16 protein-coding genes are annotated in these 16,399 nt (G+C 42.8%); 9 read left to right on the top strand and 7 right to left on the bottom strand.

The window, feature by feature from the left end:
* Positions 1-2 precede the first annotated feature (2 nt).
* The gene (gene nagA, locus KP803_RS02745) at positions 3-1,139 is read right to left on the bottom strand and encodes an N-acetylglucosamine-6-phosphate deacetylase (protein ID WP_248007291.1); all 1,137 of its coding nucleotides are present in this window, start codon (positions 1,137-1,139) and stop codon (positions 3-5) included.
* A gap of 520 nt (positions 1,140-1,659) precedes the next feature.
* Here nagA and nagE point away from each other — a divergent pair.
* Together nagE and glnS are read left to right on the top strand one after the other, a co-directional pair.
* Complete coding sequence (gene nagE / locus KP803_RS02740) at positions 1,660-3,162, top strand: N-acetylglucosamine-specific PTS transporter subunit IIBC (RefSeq protein ID WP_248007365.1); 1,503 nt, start codon at positions 1,660-1,662, stop codon at positions 3,160-3,162.
* A 253-nt stretch (positions 3,163-3,415) separates the two neighbouring features.
* The gene (glnS, locus tag KP803_RS02735; protein WP_248007290.1) at positions 3,416-5,074 is read left to right on the top strand and encodes a glutamine--tRNA ligase; all 1,659 of its coding nucleotides are present in this window, start codon (positions 3,416-3,418) and stop codon (positions 5,072-5,074) included.
* Between the two features lie 69 nt (positions 5,075-5,143).
* Here glnS and fcrX read toward each other — a convergent pair whose 3' ends face one another.
* Positions 5,144-5,590 (bottom strand): ferric iron uptake transcriptional regulator FcrX, encoded by a 447-nt coding sequence (fcrX, locus tag KP803_RS02730; RefSeq protein ID WP_248007289.1) that lies wholly within the window; start codon positions 5,588-5,590, stop codon positions 5,144-5,146.
* 202 nt (positions 5,591-5,792) lie between these two features.
* Between fcrX and KP803_RS02725 the strand changes: the two genes are divergently transcribed.
* Positions 5,793-6,275 (top strand): DUF4442 domain-containing protein, encoded by a 483-nt coding sequence (locus KP803_RS02725; RefSeq protein ID WP_248007288.1) that lies wholly within the window; start codon positions 5,793-5,795, stop codon positions 6,273-6,275.
* A gap of 97 nt (positions 6,276-6,372) precedes the next feature.
* On the opposite strand, the gene fldA is transcribed toward KP803_RS02725, so the two are convergent.
* The 3 genes from fldA to KP803_RS02710 form a co-directional block, all read right to left on the bottom strand.
* Positions 6,373-6,906: a flavodoxin FldA gene (gene fldA, locus KP803_RS02720; protein ID WP_248007287.1), complete on the bottom strand. Its 534-nt coding sequence runs from the start codon at positions 6,904-6,906 to the stop codon at positions 6,373-6,375.
* A 50-nt stretch (positions 6,907-6,956) separates the two neighbouring features.
* The gene (locus KP803_RS02715; RefSeq protein WP_248007286.1) at positions 6,957-7,178 is read right to left on the bottom strand and encodes a DUF2788 domain-containing protein; all 222 of its coding nucleotides are present in this window, start codon (positions 7,176-7,178) and stop codon (positions 6,957-6,959) included.
* 104 nt (positions 7,179-7,282) lie between these two features.
* Complete coding sequence (locus KP803_RS02710) at positions 7,283-8,044, bottom strand: alpha/beta fold hydrolase (RefSeq protein ID WP_248007364.1); 762 nt, start codon at positions 8,042-8,044, stop codon at positions 7,283-7,285.
* Positions 8,045-8,137: 93 nt separating this feature from the next.
* On the opposite strand from KP803_RS02710, the gene seqA reads away from it, so the two are divergent.
* A complete protein-coding gene (gene seqA, locus KP803_RS02705; RefSeq protein ID WP_248007285.1) occupies positions 8,138-8,686 on the top strand; it encodes a replication initiation negative regulator SeqA in 549 nt (182 codons plus the stop codon).
* Positions 8,687-8,778: 92 nt separating this feature from the next.
* Positions 8,779-10,425, top strand: a complete 1,647-nt coding sequence (gene pgm, locus KP803_RS02700; RefSeq protein WP_248007284.1) for a phosphoglucomutase (alpha-D-glucose-1,6-bisphosphate-dependent) — start codon at positions 8,779-8,781, stop codon at positions 10,423-10,425.
* A gap of 68 nt (positions 10,426-10,493) precedes the next feature.
* Here pgm and KP803_RS02695 read toward each other — a convergent pair whose 3' ends face one another.
* Complete coding sequence (locus KP803_RS02695; protein ID WP_248007283.1) at positions 10,494-11,246, bottom strand: DUF1853 family protein; 753 nt, start codon at positions 11,244-11,246, stop codon at positions 10,494-10,496.
* Between the two features lie 104 nt (positions 11,247-11,350).
* On the opposite strand from KP803_RS02695, the gene KP803_RS02690 reads away from it, so the two are divergent.
* Entirely contained in the window at positions 11,351-12,109 is a 759-nt protein-coding gene (locus KP803_RS02690; protein ID WP_248007282.1) for a Nif3-like dinuclear metal center hexameric protein, read from the top strand.
* Positions 12,110-12,211: 102 nt separating this feature from the next.
* Here the strand turns inward: KP803_RS02690 and KP803_RS02685 are convergent, their stop codons facing one another.
* A complete protein-coding gene (locus KP803_RS02685) occupies positions 12,212-13,501 on the bottom strand; it encodes a citrate synthase (protein WP_248007281.1) in 1,290 nt (429 codons plus the stop codon).
* 392 nt (positions 13,502-13,893) lie between these two features.
* On the opposite strand from KP803_RS02685, the gene sdhC reads away from it, so the two are divergent.
* From sdhC to sdhA, 3 genes are read left to right on the top strand one after another with little or no spacing between them, the layout of a single operon-like run.
* Entirely contained in the window at positions 13,894-14,286 is a 393-nt protein-coding gene (gene sdhC / locus KP803_RS02680) for a succinate dehydrogenase cytochrome b556 subunit (protein ID WP_248007280.1), read from the top strand.
* Positions 14,280-14,627, top strand: a complete 348-nt coding sequence (gene sdhD, locus KP803_RS02675) for a succinate dehydrogenase, hydrophobic membrane anchor protein (protein ID WP_248007279.1) — start codon at positions 14,280-14,282, stop codon at positions 14,625-14,627. The genes sdhC and sdhD overlap by 7 nt, the downstream gene beginning before the upstream one ends.
* The gene (gene sdhA / locus KP803_RS02670; protein WP_248007278.1) at positions 14,628-16,394 is read left to right on the top strand and encodes a succinate dehydrogenase flavoprotein subunit; all 1,767 of its coding nucleotides are present in this window, start codon (positions 14,628-14,630) and stop codon (positions 16,392-16,394) included.
* Positions 16,395-16,399: the final 5 nt, after the last annotated feature.

Below are 16,399 nucleotides of genomic sequence, written 5' to 3'. Positions count from 1 at the left end.
TATTAGTTGTGCTCATATTGTCCGTTAACAACAGTCGCTTGAACATTAAAGTCTCTATCAAATACAGCTAGGTTTGCAACCATGCCTTTCTTAATTCGGCCTAGTTGGTTATCAACACCAATTGCTGCAGCTGGGTATAGCGTAGCCATACGAAGAGCTTCATCCAAAGCGATACCGACATGCTCTACTGTATTTTGAACTGCTTCAATCATAGTCAGCGCAGAGCCGCCAAGCGTGCCATTTTCATCAACACACTTGCCATCACGGTAATATACTTTCTTGCCGACAAAAATAAAGTAATCCATCTCAGCGCCTGCTGGAGCTGTGGCATCGGTCACTAATACGAGCTTTTCACCCTTAATTTTGTGAGCGATTCTGATGTTTGCGTAATCGACATGGAAGCCGTCTGCGATAATACCAGCGTACACTTCTGGTGTGTCATAAATCGCGCCTACAACGCCAGGTTCACGACCAACCATTGGTGTCATTGCATTAAACAGATGTGTGGCAAACGTGATACCAGATTCGAAGCCTTGACGAGCTTCAGCGTAAGTTGCGTTCGTGTGACCAATAGCAACAACAACACCAGCTTTACGCAAGCGTTCAATATGCTCAGGCGAATTTTGCTCTGGTGCCAACGTTACCTTAGTAACAAGGTCTGCGTTTTCACAAATCAGATCAATCATTGCATCGTCAGAAGGACGGATGTGGTCAACACTGTGAATGCCTTTTTTTAGAACATTCAGGTAAGGGCCTTCAAGGTGCAGTCCTAGAGACTGGTTTTGGTATTTGTTGTGGTATTCACGAGCAGCGCTGATTGCACTCTTCATATCTTCATCAGAAGAAGTGATAAGAGTTGGCAAAAAGCTCGTACAACCTGATTTTAGGTTAGCAAGGTGCATCGTTTGCATCGTTTCTGCAGTCACTTCGTCATTAAGCATAACACCACCACAACCGTTTAGTTGTAGATCGATGAAACCTGGGCTTAAGTTTGAACCTTGCAGATCTTTGGTTTCGATACCTGCAGGCAACTCTGATAGAGGGCATACAGAGTCAATGATGCCTTCATTAATAACAACGGCGTGATTGACGAGCACATCGCTGCCGGTGAAGATTTTACAGTTAGTTAGCGCATACATGATCAGCTAATCCTTATATTTAAAAATTATTAAATTTTAATGAACCTGACTGAGAACAAGGTGTTTAATTAGTACTTAATTTCTGTCGTTCAATTAGGTTTGAATTATTGTTAGCAAACGGCTTTTAAAGGTAGCGGCTCTTGGTTGTTAGTGCTTTGTTCTCATGCGCTTTATGGTCTATCCCCGCATGATGAAAAACTATCAAACCCCTTTATTTTATTACTCTGAGCTATACTCTTAGAGTGTAAATAACGCTGAAATATTATCGTCATTTAACCATTTTTTTGAATTGTAAAATAAGTTTTATGATCTAGCTAGCAAAAACCTTCTGATTTGGTTGTTTCTGGTGATTAGGATCACAAATGGTGAGGTTTTAATTTGCGGAGCAAAATTAATATCATAAACTGAGTGTGACTAAATTGAGTGACCGAAATAAGTCGCTCGCAAAAAATATTAAATCCTATAGGGGGAACTTAAGGTGAATATTCTTGGATACGCGCAAAAGTTAGGTAAAGCTCTAATGCTACCTATCGCAACGCTACCGATTGCGGCATTACTACTACGTCTGGGTCAGCCAGATCTACTAGATATCGCATTCATGGCATCTGCTGGTAACGCAATCTTCAGCCAACTACCATTGTTGTTTGGTTTGGGTATAGCTATCGGTCTTTCGAAAGATGGTAACGGTGCAGCAGGTCTTGCTGGCGCAGTTGCTTACTTTGTACTGACTGCAACAGCAACAAATATTGATGCAAGTGTAAACATGTCGTTCTTCGGCGGTATCTTTGCAGGTATCATCGCAGGTCACTCTTACAATGCATTCCACGCAACTCGTCTTCCTGAGTGGCTAGCATTCTTCTCTGGCAAACGTCTAGTTCCAATTATGGCTGGTCTATTTGCTCTAGTTGCTGGTGCAATCTTCGGTGTTGTATGGCCTGCAGTTCAGTCTGGTCTAGATGCTCTTGCTCACGCAGTTTCTACATCTGGCGCAATTGGTCAATTCGTTTACGGTACTCTTAACCGTGCACTTATCCCTGTTGGTCTTCACCATGTTCTTAACTCGTACTTCTGGTTCGGCATGGGCTCTTGTCAAGAGATCATCGTAGCTGCAGAAGGCTTCTCTCAACTTTGTATTGACCCTGCACTTGCTAAAACACTAGTTGTTGGTCAAGAGTACACATTTGAATTTGCTAACTCAGTAAACCCAGAAATCGTAGCAACTGTTAAAGAAGTAACTGAAACAGTGAAAACGGGTGACCTACACCGTTTCTTCGGTGGTGATAAAGGCGCTGGCGTATTCATGAACGGCTTCTTCCCTGTCATGATGTTTGGTCTACCTGGTGCAGCTCTTGCTATGTACCTAGCAGCTCCTGCTGAAAAACGTAGCCAAGTTGGTGGTGCGCTATTCTCTGTTGCATTCTGTTCATTCCTAACAGGTATTACAGAGCCTCTAGAGTTCATGTTCGTATTCCTAGCGCCTGCACTATACGCAATGCACGCGGTGTTCACTGGTCTGTCTCTAGTTGTTGCTAACATGTTTGGTACGCTACACGGCTTTGGTTTCTCTGCTGGTCTTATCGACTTCGTATTGAACTGGGGTCTAGCAACTAAACCATTCGTTCTACTACTGATTGGTCTAGCATTCGGTGCTCTATACTTCTTCACATTCAGCTTCGCTATCCGCGCATTTAACCTTAAATCGCCTGGCCGTGAAGATGAAGATGAAGCAGCTGCTCCAGCTGGTGATGCTCCTAAGGGTGACGTTGCACGTCAATACCTTAAAGCACTAGGTGGTCATGAGAACCTAACATCAATCGATGCTTGTATCACACGTCTACGTCTAACGCTTAAAGACCGCTCTATCGCTGATGAAGCTGTACTTAAGAAACTAGGTGCTAAAGGTGTAGTGAAACTTGGTGAGAATAACCTTCAAGTTATCCTAGGCCCACTGGCTGAAATCGTTGCTGGCGAAATGAAAGCAATCGGTGCTGGTGAAGACCTATCTGAAGTAAAACTTCCTTAGTCGCTAATTACGACAAGTAAGTAATATTTTAAAGCCTCCCATTTTGGGGGGCTTTTTTGTGTCTGCAATATTTTGAGATAGGAACAATGTCGGTTAACTCGCGAGATAATTGAGTGCAGATCGTACGACTCTTCATTGAATCGACCACTAATTGGAAAATTAGTGCGAGAACTTATTGTGTAAAGGCGCAGAATTGTGGATCATAAACGGCTATATTTTCTGAACAATACTAAACCATATTGAGGTGCTATAGATGACTGAAGCTGAGGCTCGTCCATCGAATTTCATTCGCCAGATCATTGATAAAGATTTAGCGGATGGCAAACACACTAGCGTGCATACTCGTTTTCCACCGGAACCGAACGGTTACTTGCACATTGGACACGCTAAATCCATCTGTTTGAACTTCGGTATTGCTCAGGACTATCAGGGTCAGTGTAATCTACGCTTTGATGATACCAACCCTGAAAAAGAAGATGTCGAATACGTTGAGTCAATCATGAACGACGTAAGCTGGCTCGGTTTTGAATGGTCAGGCGATATCTGCTACTCATCAAACTACTTCGATACGCTGTATAGTTATGCAGTTGAGCTTATTAATAAAGGCTTAGCATACGTCGATGAGTTGAGCCCTGATCAAATTCGTGAATATCGTGGCACGCTAAAAGAGCCAGGTAAAGCAAGCCCGTATCGTGACCGTAGCCCTGAAGAGAACCTCGAACTGTTTGAAAAGATGCGCGATGGCGGCTTTAAAGAGGGGACTGCTTGTCTACGAGCTAAAATTGATATGAGCTCGTCATTTATGGTAATGCGTGATCCAGTGATTTACCGTGTCCGTTTTGCACATCATCATCAAACAGGAGACAAGTGGTGCATCTACCCGATGTATGACTTTACTCACTGTATCTCTGATGCGTTAGAAGGTATTTCGCACTCTCTATGTACGCTTGAGTTCCAAGATAACCGTCGTCTCTATGACTGGGTTCTTGAGAACATTACTATTGATTGTCAGCCTCGTCAGTATGAGTTTAGTCGTCTTAACCTTGAATATACGGTTATGTCTAAGCGTAAGCTAAACCAGCTTGTCGTTGATAACCTTGTTGAAGGTTGGGATGACCCTCGTATGCCGACAATTTCAGGCCTACGTCGTCGTGGATTTACGCCAGGCTCTATCCGTGAGTTCTGTAAGCGTATCGGTGTGACCAAGCAAGAGAACATGATTGAATTTGGCTCTCTTGAGTCTTGTATTCGTGACGATCTCAATGAAAATGCTCCTCGTGCGATGGCAGTTCTTGATCCTATCAAGGTTGTAATCGAAAACTTTGATGCTAACAGTGTTGAAACATTGACCGTTTCTAACCACCCAAACAAACCAGAAATGGGCACACGTGACGTTCCGTTTAGCCGCGAAGTTTGGATTGAACGTGATGATTTCCGTGAAGAAGCAAACAAGAAATACAAGCGTTTGGTTCTAGGGAAAGAAGTGCGTTTACGTGGTGCTTACGTAATTAAAGCTGAACGTATTGAGAAAGATGCGGAAGGCAATATTACTACTATCTTCTGTTCTTACGATAACGAAACGCTAGGCAAAAACCCTGCTGATGGTCGTAAAGTAAAAGGTGTGATTCACTGGGTTTCTGCAGATAAGGCATTACCTGCTGAGATTCGTCTTTACGATCGTTTATTTACAGTGGCAAACCCAGCGGCTGAAGATAACTTCTCTGAGACAATTAACCCAGAATCCTTGGTGAAAATGAACGGTTTTGTTGAAGCAAGTTTAGCATCAGCGAAAGCGGAGCAAGGGTATCAGTTTGAACGAACAGGGTATTTCTGTGTTGATTCAAAAGACTCGACAGAAAACGCATTAGTGTTTAACCGCACTGTCGGTTTACGTGATACTTGGGTCGGCTAAGTAAGCGAAATTAAGTTCAAAAACAAAAATGCCAGCTGATGCTGGCATTTTTTTATTGTTTAAAAAGATTTATTTCGGCTTATGAGCGTCTGCTTTCTCTTTACAATCACCACTTGCACATTTGCCGTAGAGGTAAAGGCTGTGGTTAGTCAGCTCAACATTAAACTTCTTCGCGATCTCTTTTTGACGTTCTTCAATAAGGTCATCTGCAAACTCAATCACAGTTCCACAGTCTAGGCAAACTAGGTGATCATGATGTTGCTGAGTTGAAAGTTCAAAAACAGACTTGCCGCCTTCAAAGTGATGGCGGGTTACAATACCTGCATCATCAAATTGGTTAAGAACACGGTACACGGTGGCTAAACCAATTTCCTCACCAAGATCTATCAGCTTCTTGTACAGATCTTCCGCACTAATGTGCTGAGAAGCTGGTTGTTGCAGAATCTCTAAAATCTTAAGCCTTGGTAGGGTTATTTTAAGACCCGCATTTTTTAACGCTTGGTTATTGTCTGACATACACTTTCCTGTTGATGCTCTGCGGTCGTAACAGAATCTAATATTCTCGTTATTATAAGTCAGTGCTTCCCAACAATAAACCGTCAACTTCAAAGGGTTATTATGAATGCTTGATAAACGTTGCAAAAATAGCCATTAAACATGTCTGACCAGTGTGTTTTGTGTAACAATTTCGTTCTCTTATGTGAAGGTCAACATTGTTATGGACGTATTTCTATCAAAAATTTATAAGCCAAGTATCGTCAAGTTTGCTCTTAATAGTTGGCCACCGTTTTGGGGGGCAGGTATAAAAATCATTTCCATCAGTGAAGACTTCAGAGAGGTGAAAATGAAATTGAAGTTGAGGTGGTGGAATAAAAATGCCAATCGTACCCAGTATGGAGGCAGCATATTTTCGCTGACAGATCCCGTTTATTCATTGATGCTCATGGGCATTCTCCGTGAGCAATATTTTGTTTGGGATAAAGAGGCAAGCATTAACTTTATCAAGCCGGGAGGAAGTGATCTTTTTGCTGACTTTATGATTTCACAGCCACAACTCGACGCCATTTATGAAAGTACGATAAATGGTGATAAGTGTTTTCCAGAATTTGTTATTCATGTGAAGAACAATAAAGGAGAGGTTGTCTCTGAAGTACAAAGAAAGCTGTATATTAGAAAAAAGCCTAAATATAGAACCGAGTAGAAGATTAGTTGGTCATTTAGAAAGGCGCAATAAAAAAACCTCCACTTGGGAGGTTTCTTGAATCGATTAAGCGTTGCTTAGGTAAACAACTGGATGACTAGCCTTCCAGTTCTGCTAAGCACATCTCTTCGTGAATCTGAGCTACCCACGTGTTAACGCGTGAGTCAGTTAGCTCTGGTTGACGGTCTTCATCGATACACAGGCCAACAAATTGGCTCTCATCACCTTCAACAAGTGCTTTTGATGCTTCAAACTCGTAACCTTCGGTAGAAGTGTAACCTAGAATAGTGCCGCCTTTCGCTTCAACGATGTCACGGATTGTGCCCATCGCATCGCAGAAATATTCAGCGTAATCTTCTTGATCACCACAACCAAATAGAGCAACTAGCTTGGTAGAGAAATCAATGCCTTCTAACTCAGGGAAAAAATCGTCCCAATCGCATTGAGCTTCGCCATAGTACCAAGTTGGAATACCAAGAAGAAGAAGATCAAAATTATCAATGTCTTCTTTACTGCTTTTTGCGATGTCTTGAACGTGAACTAGTTGCTTACCTAGTTGCTTTTGAATCATCTTAGCAACAGCTTCAGTGTTGCCGGTGTCGCTACCAAAGAAGATACCTACACTTGCCATAGAATCATTACCTTAAATATTATCTGTATCGGGTGACAGCGAGATAGTGGTTAGCCAAGCCCTGTACCTTCCCAGCTTATTTGGATTAATCCTTTAGTGATAAACCCAGCGCAGCCAAGAAAGAGAACTAGCCATACAATACGACGCCCAAATGGAGGAACATTACCTTGCTTGAGAACATCTTTAATCGCCATACCGATAAGGAAGAAGATAGATGCAAAAAGTAAGTCCAAGCCAATAGACTCGAGTATGTTCATATAGTCGTAGAGCATGATATCCCTTTATGCCAATTTACTTGCGCGCACTATACCATTGTTAAACGGTAAAGTTAATGCATCGCATTTATCAAAATCTTAGATCCAATCGATAAAACTGACTATATGAAATTTCGAATCACACGGATCACTTCTTTAGGCTTTTCGGCATGTAGCCAATGACCCGTATTTGAAACGATATGCGCTTTCGCGTTTGGGAACTGTTTCTGAATATCAGCTTGATGTTCAGCAAGTAAATAATCTGATTGTTCCCCTTTCACAAAGAGAGTAGGTACCTCAATGGCTGACAAAGTGTGCCAGCCTAATATGCCCCAATAATTGTCAATGATAGCGTCGACATTAAAGCGCCATGCCATCGCATCGTTTACTCGATAGAGTGATTTACTTAAGAACTGTCTAACACCTTCAATTTCTATATGCTCTGACATTAAAGATATTGCGTCACTTCTATTGCTTGGTTTCGCATCAATGACAGCTTGCAGCCCATATAAAACATTTTCATGGCGATGGACGGTATATGAGACGGGGGCCATGTCTAAGACAATCAGTTTTTGAACTCTTGCTTGAATAAGTTCAGTGACTTTCATAGCGACCTTTCCACCCATTGAGTGGCCAATCAAAATGACATTAGATAGACCAAGGTGAGAGAGCAGGTCAACGACATCTTCTGCCATAGTGTGATAGCTATGTTTGTCTGAATGAAATGACAAACCATGATTTCTCAAGTCGACACTCAAAACTTGGTAATCTTTGACAAGATCGCGAGCAAGTAACCCCAAATTATCCAAGTTTCCGAATAGACCATGGAGTAAAACCAGAGTTTGACCTGAGCCTTCGAGTTTATAGTTCAGTAGTTGTGACATTTTTATCTTATTCATGATTGGTTTGACGTAGAGTATCAGCAAAGATCTCGCTATAATCCCCAAGAGTTTAAACATAGAGATTGTGAAAAGCGAATGAAAACAATTGAGGTAGATGAGGATCTATACCGTTATATTGCGAGCCAGACTCAACATATTGGTGAAAGTGCGTCAGACATTCTGCGCCGTTTACTGGATGAGAAATCTGAAGCTGCACCGGTAACTCAGAAAGAGACGCAAGTACCAGCTGCAGCGAAAAGCATCGTGGTCAGTAAAGATGCAGGGAAAACACCTGTTGTTGATAGCGTGAAAGAGATGCGTTCATTATTAATATCAGATGAGTTTGCGGGCCTGAAAAAAGCTATTGATCGATTTATGTTGGTTCTGTCGACTCTACATCGCATTAATCCAACTAGCTTTTCAGAAGCCACTCAAGTAAAAGGGCGTAAGCGAGTTTACTTTGCCGATAACGAACAGACGCTATTGGCAAACGGAAATACAACCAAACCGAAAGCGATACCAAATACACAGTTTTGGGTTATTACCAATAATAATACAAGTCGTAAACGACAAATGACTGAGCAGCTGATGACAAGAATGAACTTCCCAGCTGACTTAATCGAAAAGGTAATTAACACCATTTAGAATTTTATTTAGAGCCTCACCGTAACGCGCTTCTTAGCAAACTATTGTGAGGCTTTTTATTGTTTTAAAACTACCAAGAAAGGACGTCACTAATGGCTATGCATCCAAGGGCTGGAACAAAAGCACAACAAAAAGATTTGCACAACATTCCAGCTTTAGTCTCAAACTACTTTTTATTAAAACCAATTGCGGGAAACCCTGAGCATCAGGTTCAATTTGGTACATCGGGTCACCGCGGTACGGCTGACAAGTCGACATTCAATGAAAACCATATCTTAGCGATTGCTCAAGCGGTTGCTGAAATTCGTGCTGAGCAAGGGACGACAGGCCCACTTTTTGTCGGTAAAGATACGCATGCTTTATCAGAGCCTGCGTTCTTTAGCGTGCTAGAAGTTCTTATTGCGAACGGCGTTGAAGTCATCACCCAAGAAGATAATGGTTACACGCCAACACCAGGCGTGTCTCATGCGATTCTTACATACAATGAAACGCATCAAGAAAAAGCGGATGGCCTTGTTATTACGCCGTCCCATAATCCACCGCAAGATGGTGGTATTAAGTACAACCCAACACACGGTGGACCTGCGGAAGACGCACTGACGAAAGCAATTGAAAACCGTGCTAATGCACTTATTGCTGAAGAGATGCAAGGCGTTAAACGCATGCCTCTTGAACAAGCGAAAGTCTCTCCGTTATTTAAGCAAGTGGACCTTGTGAAGCCTTACATTGAGGACTTAGTGAATGTCATCGATATGGAAGCCATCCAAAAGTCGGGTCTGAAACTGGGTGTCGATCCATTAGGCGGCTCTGGGATTGATTATTGGCGTCAAATTGGCAAGGCTTATAACCTAGATCTTACACTGGTTAGCGAAGCGGTTGACCCAACTTTCCAATTTATGTCTCTGGATAAAGATGGCGTCGTTCGTATGGACTGCTCATCACCGTACGCAATGGCGGGTCTATTAGAACTTAAAGACGACTATGACTTAGCGTTTGGTAATGATCCAGATTACGATCGCCATGGCATAGTTACGCCAAAAGGTTTGATGAATCCAAACCACTTCCTAGCTGTTTGTATTGATTACCTATATCGCAACCGTGGAGGTTGGGGCAAAGATGTTGCCGTGGGTAAGACATTAGTTTCAAGTGCACTTATTGATCGCGTCGTTGCTGATTTAGGCCGTGAACTGTGTGAAGTTCCAGTAGGCTTCAAATGGTTTGTCGATGGCTTGTACGAAGGTAAGTTCGGCTTTGGTGGCGAAGAGAGTGCCGGTGCCTCTTTCCTAAGAAAAGATGGTACACCTTGGTCAACAGACAAAGACGGTATCTTACTTTGTTTGCTAGCGGCTGAAATTACGGCGGTAACGGGTAAGAACCCTCAAGAATACTACGAAGAGCTAGCTGCGAAACATGGCGCTTCTAAGTACAACCGTATTCAAGCGGTTGCGAACGGCCCTCAAAAAGATATTTTGAAGAAGCTATCAGCCGAAATGGTATCAGCGGAAACATTAGCGGGTGAGCCGATTACAGCGCGCTTAACCCATGCTCCGGGAAATGGTGCGGCGATTGGTGGTCTTAAAGTGACGACTGAAAATGGTTGGTTTGCAGCACGCCCTTCAGGCACAGAAGATATCTATAAGATCTACTGTGAAAGCTTCAAAGGCTCAGAACATTTAGCTCAAATTGAAGCGGAAGCTCAAGAGATTGTAAATCAAGTGTTTGCTGATGCAGGATTATAGAGCGAATTCATAATTGGAAAGGCGGCCTAGTGGTCGCCTTTTTTGTGTCTGGCATTTAAGTACGCTGATCAGTTAGGCCATTTATCGGGAACAACAAACCAAAATTTGCCTTTCTTGGTTTGAGCGTGAATAAAACCTTCTTTAGGCTTTTCTTCGAGTTCATCAAAGGTATCCGTGCCTATCGCCCAATTGGATTTCTCTAATGCGTATAGAGGCACATCAATGAGATGCCATTGGCTTTGGTAGCACCAATATCCTGAAATCTGGCTTGAGTTGAGTTCAAACCCTAAACACTCTGTTGGAATCGGTTCTGGGGAGAAAGGGTTCACGTATAAGCGCCCTTGCATTAGTAGGTGCTCACTCAATGAACCGAAGCCATCATATTTTTGGGTAAATTCGTCTACTGAACTCATCTTAAGTTGATGAGACAGCATTCTATCGAGTTTTTTATCGAGTTGGTCATGAGCGTTTGGCCCATACCAAACTCCTTTATGGAGCAGGTAGAATTTGATCGCGACTTCCCAGTGCTCATAAGAACGAGTATCAATATTGTGTAGTATCAAATCTATCGCTCCGATGGTTTGTCCAGATGCCGAGTTGATCTGGATTTCATCGAGTTCAACTTGATAGTCGGGGATGTTTTCAATCAACTTGGTACATAAGTGTTGATAGAGAAAGCCAAGTCTTCGGTTACCATCATAAACCTCTGATGAGCTTAGATCTGAAACATCGATACCACGAAAATCAACAAAGGGAGGCTGTAGTTGAAATAGTGAGGGGGTAGAAGCGACCCATCGATAGAAACGTTGAAGTTGGTTCATCCATAATCCTATTGAATTTCCATAGGCCACTATTGTAACCATTAGCCACCAGAGTATACACTTTGGTCAACAGATAATAAGTAAAGACATCATCGGAATGCATCATGAATAATCTACAGCTTGAAAAAATCCTCAATGAGAAGCTCTCCCCTCATCTGATTAAAGACTACGCCCCAAATGGCCTTCAAGTAGAAGGTGGTGCGCAAATTAATAGGATAGTCACAGGGGTAACCGCATCACAAGCATTAATAGATAAGGCCATTGAGTTAAAGGCAGATGCTATTTTGGTTCACCATGGCTATTTTTGGAAGGGTGAACCAGCGCCTATCCGAGGAATGAAAGGGAAGCGTATTCGCGCGCTAATAAAAAATGATATCAATTTATATGGGTATCATCTTCCACTTGATATTCACCCAGAACTTGGGAATAACGCAGAACTAGCTAGGCTTTTGGATATAGAAGTCGAGGGTGGGCTAGAGGGGCATGCTCAGTCTGTCGCCATGTTTGGTCGTTTGACTGCTTCTTTAACAGGTGAAGAGTTTGCGCAGAAAATTAGCAAGACTCTGAACCGCGAAGCTTTGCACATTGCCCCGGATAATGCTGAAAAAGTGATTGAGACAGTAGGTTGGTGTACTGGTGGTGGACAAGATTATATTGAACTTGCTGCTCAACATGGCCTTGATGCGTTTGTGTCGGGAGAAATATCAGAACGCACAACTTACACTGCTAGAGAGCTAAATATTCACTATTTTTCGGCAGGCCATCATGCGACCGAGCGCTATGGTATTAAAGCATTAGGAGAGTGGTTGGAAAAAGAACACCAGATTGAAGTGATCTTTGTTGATATTGATAATCCTGTCTAAGAGCTATATTTGAAAGAAAATAAAAAAGCTTGCCGAAATAGGCAAGCTTTTTCTTTATATTTAACTGAAGCTGGTCGTTATATAAATACAACGAAACAGTAATTAATCACGCTCATGTAGAGGTTGGAAATCACGTTTCTCTTTACCCATGTAAAGTTGACGTGGACGTCCAATTCGGTTGCTTGGATCACTGTGCATTTCATTCCAGTGTGCAATCCAACCGACAGTACGAGACATCGCAAAGATAACTGTAAACATAGAGATTGGAATACCAATCGCTTTTAGGATGATACCAGAGTAGAAATCTACGTTCGGGTAAAGTTTCTTCTCAACGAAATACTCGTCAGAAAGAGCAATACGTTCCAGCTCCATTGCAACATCAAGCAGTGGATCATTAATATTAAGCTCTTTAAGAACATCGTGACACGCTTCGCGCATAACCGTTGCACGAGGATCGTAGTTCTTATAAACACGGTGACCAAAGCCCATTAGGCGGAATGGGTCGTCTTTATCTTTCGCTTTTGCGACATACTCTTCAATATTATCAACGCTACCGATTTCTTCTAGCATACGTAGACACGCTTCGTTAGCACCACCGTGAGCTGGTCCCCATAACGATGCGATACCCGCAGCTATACAAGCGAATGGGTTAGCACCCGATGAACCTGCTAGACGTACTGTTGACGTTGAGGCGTTTTGTTCGTGATCCGCGTGTAGAGTAAAGATTTTATCCATTGCGCGAGCAACAACCGGGTTTACTTCGTACTCTTCACATGGGTTTGCAAACATCATGTGTAGGAAGTTCTCAGCGTAGCTCAGCTCATTTCTTGGGTAAATGAACGGTTGACCGATTGAGTACTTGTAACACATTGCCGCAAGTGTAGGCATTTTTGAAATCAAACGATAAGCCGCAATTTCACGGTGAGTATCGTTATTAATATCTAGTGAGTCATGGTAGAAGGCAGCGAGTGCGCCAACCACACCACACATTACCGCCATTGGGTGAGCATCACGTCTAAAGCCGTGGTAGAAACTAGCAATTTGCTCATGGACCATAGTGTGGCGAGTAACAGTGCGTTTAAAGTCTTCGTATTGCTCACGATTTGGGGCTTCACCATAAAGAAGTATGTAACATACTTCTAGGTAGTCTGCGTTATTCGCTAATTGATCAATAGGATAGCCACGGTGTAATAGAACACCTTTGCCGCCATCGATATAAGTGATTTGAGACTCACAAGATGCAGTGGCAAGAAAACCCGGGTCGAAGGTAAAATATCCATTAGCTCCTAGTTTACGAACATCGATTACTTCAGGGCCGACAGTCCCGTCCATAATTGGTAGCTCGATTGGCGCTAAACCTTCAATGTGAAGGGTTGCTTTCTTATCCGCCATAACATTCTCCTTTGTTTTTATTAATCCATCCAGGATGTTTATGTGCCATTTTTGTACGTGTGTTCGTCTATAAAGTCAATTTTTCTCCTTCGATGTGTGCACTTACCGTAACTTTTTATGGCAAATAAGTTAAAAATCTGTTCTATGTAGCAAAATTTGTTACATCAATTGTATTAGAATGTTGCCGGTCGTATAGTTAACCTGAAATTTCCGTTGAAAACCTTATAAATTCAAGGCTTGAAACAATTGAGAGGTAGGTTTTTAAGTTTTGTTGTTAACATTTTATTTACAATTAACTGGGGCGATTACCCCTGTTTTTGTTGTTTTGATGTTAACTTTTATCGGTTTTTGCACGAGATTCGTTAATAACAATAAATGCTCAATGGAGCTGAGTGAGCAAGCCCGTGAAAGAAAGAAAGTCAAGACCTGTTAATTTAGATTTACAGACAGTTAGCTTTCCGATAACAGCAATCGCATCTATCCTGCACCGAGTGTCAGGGGTAATTACGTTTGTTGCTATTGGTATATTGTTGTGGCTATTGTCTATTTCCCTTGAGTCCCCACTAGGATTCAAAGAAGCCAGTGACCTTGTTAGTGGCTTTTTTATGAAGTTTGTTCTTTGGGGAATCGCAACTGCCTTGGCCTACCACATTGTTGGTGGCATTCGTCATTTGATGATGGATTTAGGCTATTTTGAAGAACTCGATACTGGAGCTTTAAGTGCTAAAGTCGCTTTTGCTGCCACTGCCGTTCTATCACTTCTTGCAGGAGTATTAGTATGGTAAAGCATGTCTCATCATTCGGGCGTAATGGGGTACACGATTTTCTATTGATTCGTGCCACCGCTATTATCATGACCCTCTACACAATCTACTTAGTTAGTTTTTTTGCGTTCTCTGGGGATATCTCTTACATCTCTTGGACTCAATTTTTCGGTAGTGCCTTTACCAAAGTATTTACAATGCTGGCACTGACCTCTGTACTGATCCATGCCTGGATCGGTTTATGGCAGGTCCTTACCGACTACATTAAGTGTTCTAAGCTTCGTGGCGGATTACAGCTAGTGATTGTGATTGCATTGTTAAGCTACTTCTTTTCTGGCTTCTTTATTTTGTGGGGTGCGTAAGTGACTATTCCAGTACGTGAGTTCGATGCCGTTGTAATCGGCGCTGGTGGCGCAGGTATGCGCGCTGCCCTTCAAATTTCAGAGCAAGGACTTTCGTGTGCCTTGCTATCAAAAGTATTTCCTACTCGTTCCCATACTGTATCCGCTCAAGGTGGTATCACTGTAGCGCTGGGCAATGCCCATGAAGATCACTGGGAACAACACATGTATGACACTGTGAAAGGTTCCGATTATATCGGTGACCAAGACGCAATTGAGTACATGTGTAAGAACGGTCCTGAGTCAGTTATTGAGCTAGAAAAGATGGGCTTACCATTTTCTCGCTTCGATAATGGCAAAATTTACCAACGTCCTTTTGGCGGCCAGTCAAAGAACTTTGGGGGTGAACAAGCGGCACGTACCGCAGCAGCAGCTGACCGTACAGGTCACGCGCTTCTTCATACGCTTTACCAGCAGAATATTAAGCATAAGACGACGATTTTTTCGGAGTGGTATGCACTTGACCTTGTTAAAAATGAAGATGGTGCCGTATTAGGTACGACAGCACTTTGTATGGAAACGGGTGAGGTTTGTTATTTCAAAGCGAAAGCGACGATTTTAGCAACGGGTGGCGCAGGCCGAATCTACGCTTCAACAACCAATGCTCACATTAATACGGGTGATGGTGTTGGTATGGCGATTCGTGCTGGCGTACCGATGCAAGATATCGAAATGTGGCAGTTCCACCCAACCGGTATTGCCGGCGCTGGTGTACTGGTTACTGAAGGTTGTCGTGGTGAAGGTGGTTATCTTCTTAATAAAGATGGTGAGCGCTTTATGGAGCGTTATGCTCCTAATGCGAAAGACTTAGCTGGTCGTGATGTTGTTGCGCGTTCAATGATGATTGAAATCCGTGAAGGTCGTGGTTGCGATGGGCCATGGGGTCCTCACATTAAACTTAAGCTTGATCACTTAGGTAAAGAGACACTTGAGTCTCGTCTACCTGGTGTTTGTGAATTATCTCGCACCTTTGCTCACGTTGACCCCGTTAAAGAACCAATTCCAGTTATCCCAACTTGTCACTATATGATGGGTGGTGTTCCTACCCAGGTATCTGGTCAAGCGATTAAACAAGATGAGTCTGGTACTGATGTTGAAGTACAAGGTCTATTTGCTTGTGGCGAAATCGCGTCTGTGTCGGTTCACGGTGCAAACCGACTTGGTGGTAACTCACTACTTGATTTAGTGGTATTTGGTCGCGCAACTGGCTTGCACCTTGGCGAAACGCTGAAGAAACAAGCAGAAGCGAAACCTGCGACGGAAGACGATATTGCGCGTTCTCTAGAGCGTTATAATCGTTGGGAGAATAGTACAGATGGTGAAGACCCTGCTGTCATTCGTAAAGATCTTCAGCAATGTATGCAGAATAATTTCTCAGTTTTCCGTGAAGGTGACGCAATGGCTAACGGCCTTGAAGAGCTTAAGGTAATCCGAGAACGTCTGAAAAATGCTCACCTATCAGATAAATCAACGGAATTCAATACTCAGCGTATCGAGTGTTTAGAATTAGAAAACCTGATGGAAACTGCATTTGCTACCGCTGTAGCTGCGAACTTCCGTACTGAGAGCCGAGGCGCACATGCTCGCTTTGACTTCCCAGACCGTGATGATGAACAGTGGCTATGCCACTCTCTTTACAACCCTGAGACGGAAAGTATGTCTAAGCGTGGTGTAAATATGGAACCTGTTCATCGTGAAGCATTTCCACCAAAAGCTCGTACGTACTAAGGAGA

Source organism: Vibrio amylolyticus (genome assembly GCF_023145695.1).
Taxonomy (GTDB): domain Bacteria; phylum Pseudomonadota; class Gammaproteobacteria; order Enterobacterales; family Vibrionaceae; genus Vibrio; species Vibrio amylolyticus.
The sequence above is the reverse complement of the archived record's forward strand: the minus strand, read 5'-3'. Positions and strand labels throughout refer to the sequence as shown.

Excerpts from the sequence above, each read along its gene's own strand:
- sdhD (WP_248007279.1), top strand. The coding sequence starts at position 14,280 with ATGGTAAAGCATGTCTCATCATTCGGGCGTAATGGGGTACACGATTTT.
- glnS (WP_248007290.1), top strand. The coding sequence starts at position 3,416 with ATGACTGAAGCTGAGGCTCGTCCATCGAATTTCATTCGCCAGATCATT.
- KP803_RS02725 (WP_248007288.1), top strand. The coding sequence starts at position 5,793 with ATGGACGTATTTCTATCAAAAATTTATAAGCCAAGTATCGTCAAGTTT.
- fldA (WP_248007287.1), bottom strand. The coding sequence starts at position 6,906 with ATGGCAAGTGTAGGTATCTTCTTTGGTAGCGACACCGGCAACACTGAA.
- KP803_RS02695 (WP_248007283.1), bottom strand. The coding sequence starts at position 11,246 with ATGAACCAACTTCAACGTTTCTATCGATGGGTCGCTTCTACCCCCTCA.
- KP803_RS02710 (WP_248007364.1), bottom strand. The coding sequence starts at position 8,044 with ATGTCACAACTACTGAACTATAAACTCGAAGGCTCAGGTCAAACTCTG.
- pgm (WP_248007284.1), top strand. The coding sequence starts at position 8,779 with ATGGCTATGCATCCAAGGGCTGGAACAAAAGCACAACAAAAAGATTTG.
- fcrX (WP_248007289.1), bottom strand. The coding sequence starts at position 5,590 with ATGTCAGACAATAACCAAGCGTTAAAAAATGCGGGTCTTAAAATAACC.
- seqA (WP_248007285.1), top strand. The coding sequence starts at position 8,138 with ATGAAAACAATTGAGGTAGATGAGGATCTATACCGTTATATTGCGAGC.
- nagE (WP_248007365.1), top strand. The coding sequence starts at position 1,660 with ATGCTACCTATCGCAACGCTACCGATTGCGGCATTACTACTACGTCTG.
- KP803_RS02715 (WP_248007286.1), bottom strand. The coding sequence starts at position 7,178 with ATGCTCTACGACTATATGAACATACTCGAGTCTATTGGCTTGGACTTA.
- KP803_RS02690 (WP_248007282.1), top strand. The coding sequence starts at position 11,351 with ATGAATAATCTACAGCTTGAAAAAATCCTCAATGAGAAGCTCTCCCCT.
- KP803_RS02685 (WP_248007281.1), bottom strand. The coding sequence starts at position 13,501 with ATGGCGGATAAGAAAGCAACCCTTCACATTGAAGGTTTAGCGCCAATC.
- nagA (WP_248007291.1), bottom strand. The coding sequence starts at position 1,139 with ATGTATGCGCTAACTAACTGTAAAATCTTCACCGGCAGCGATGTGCTC.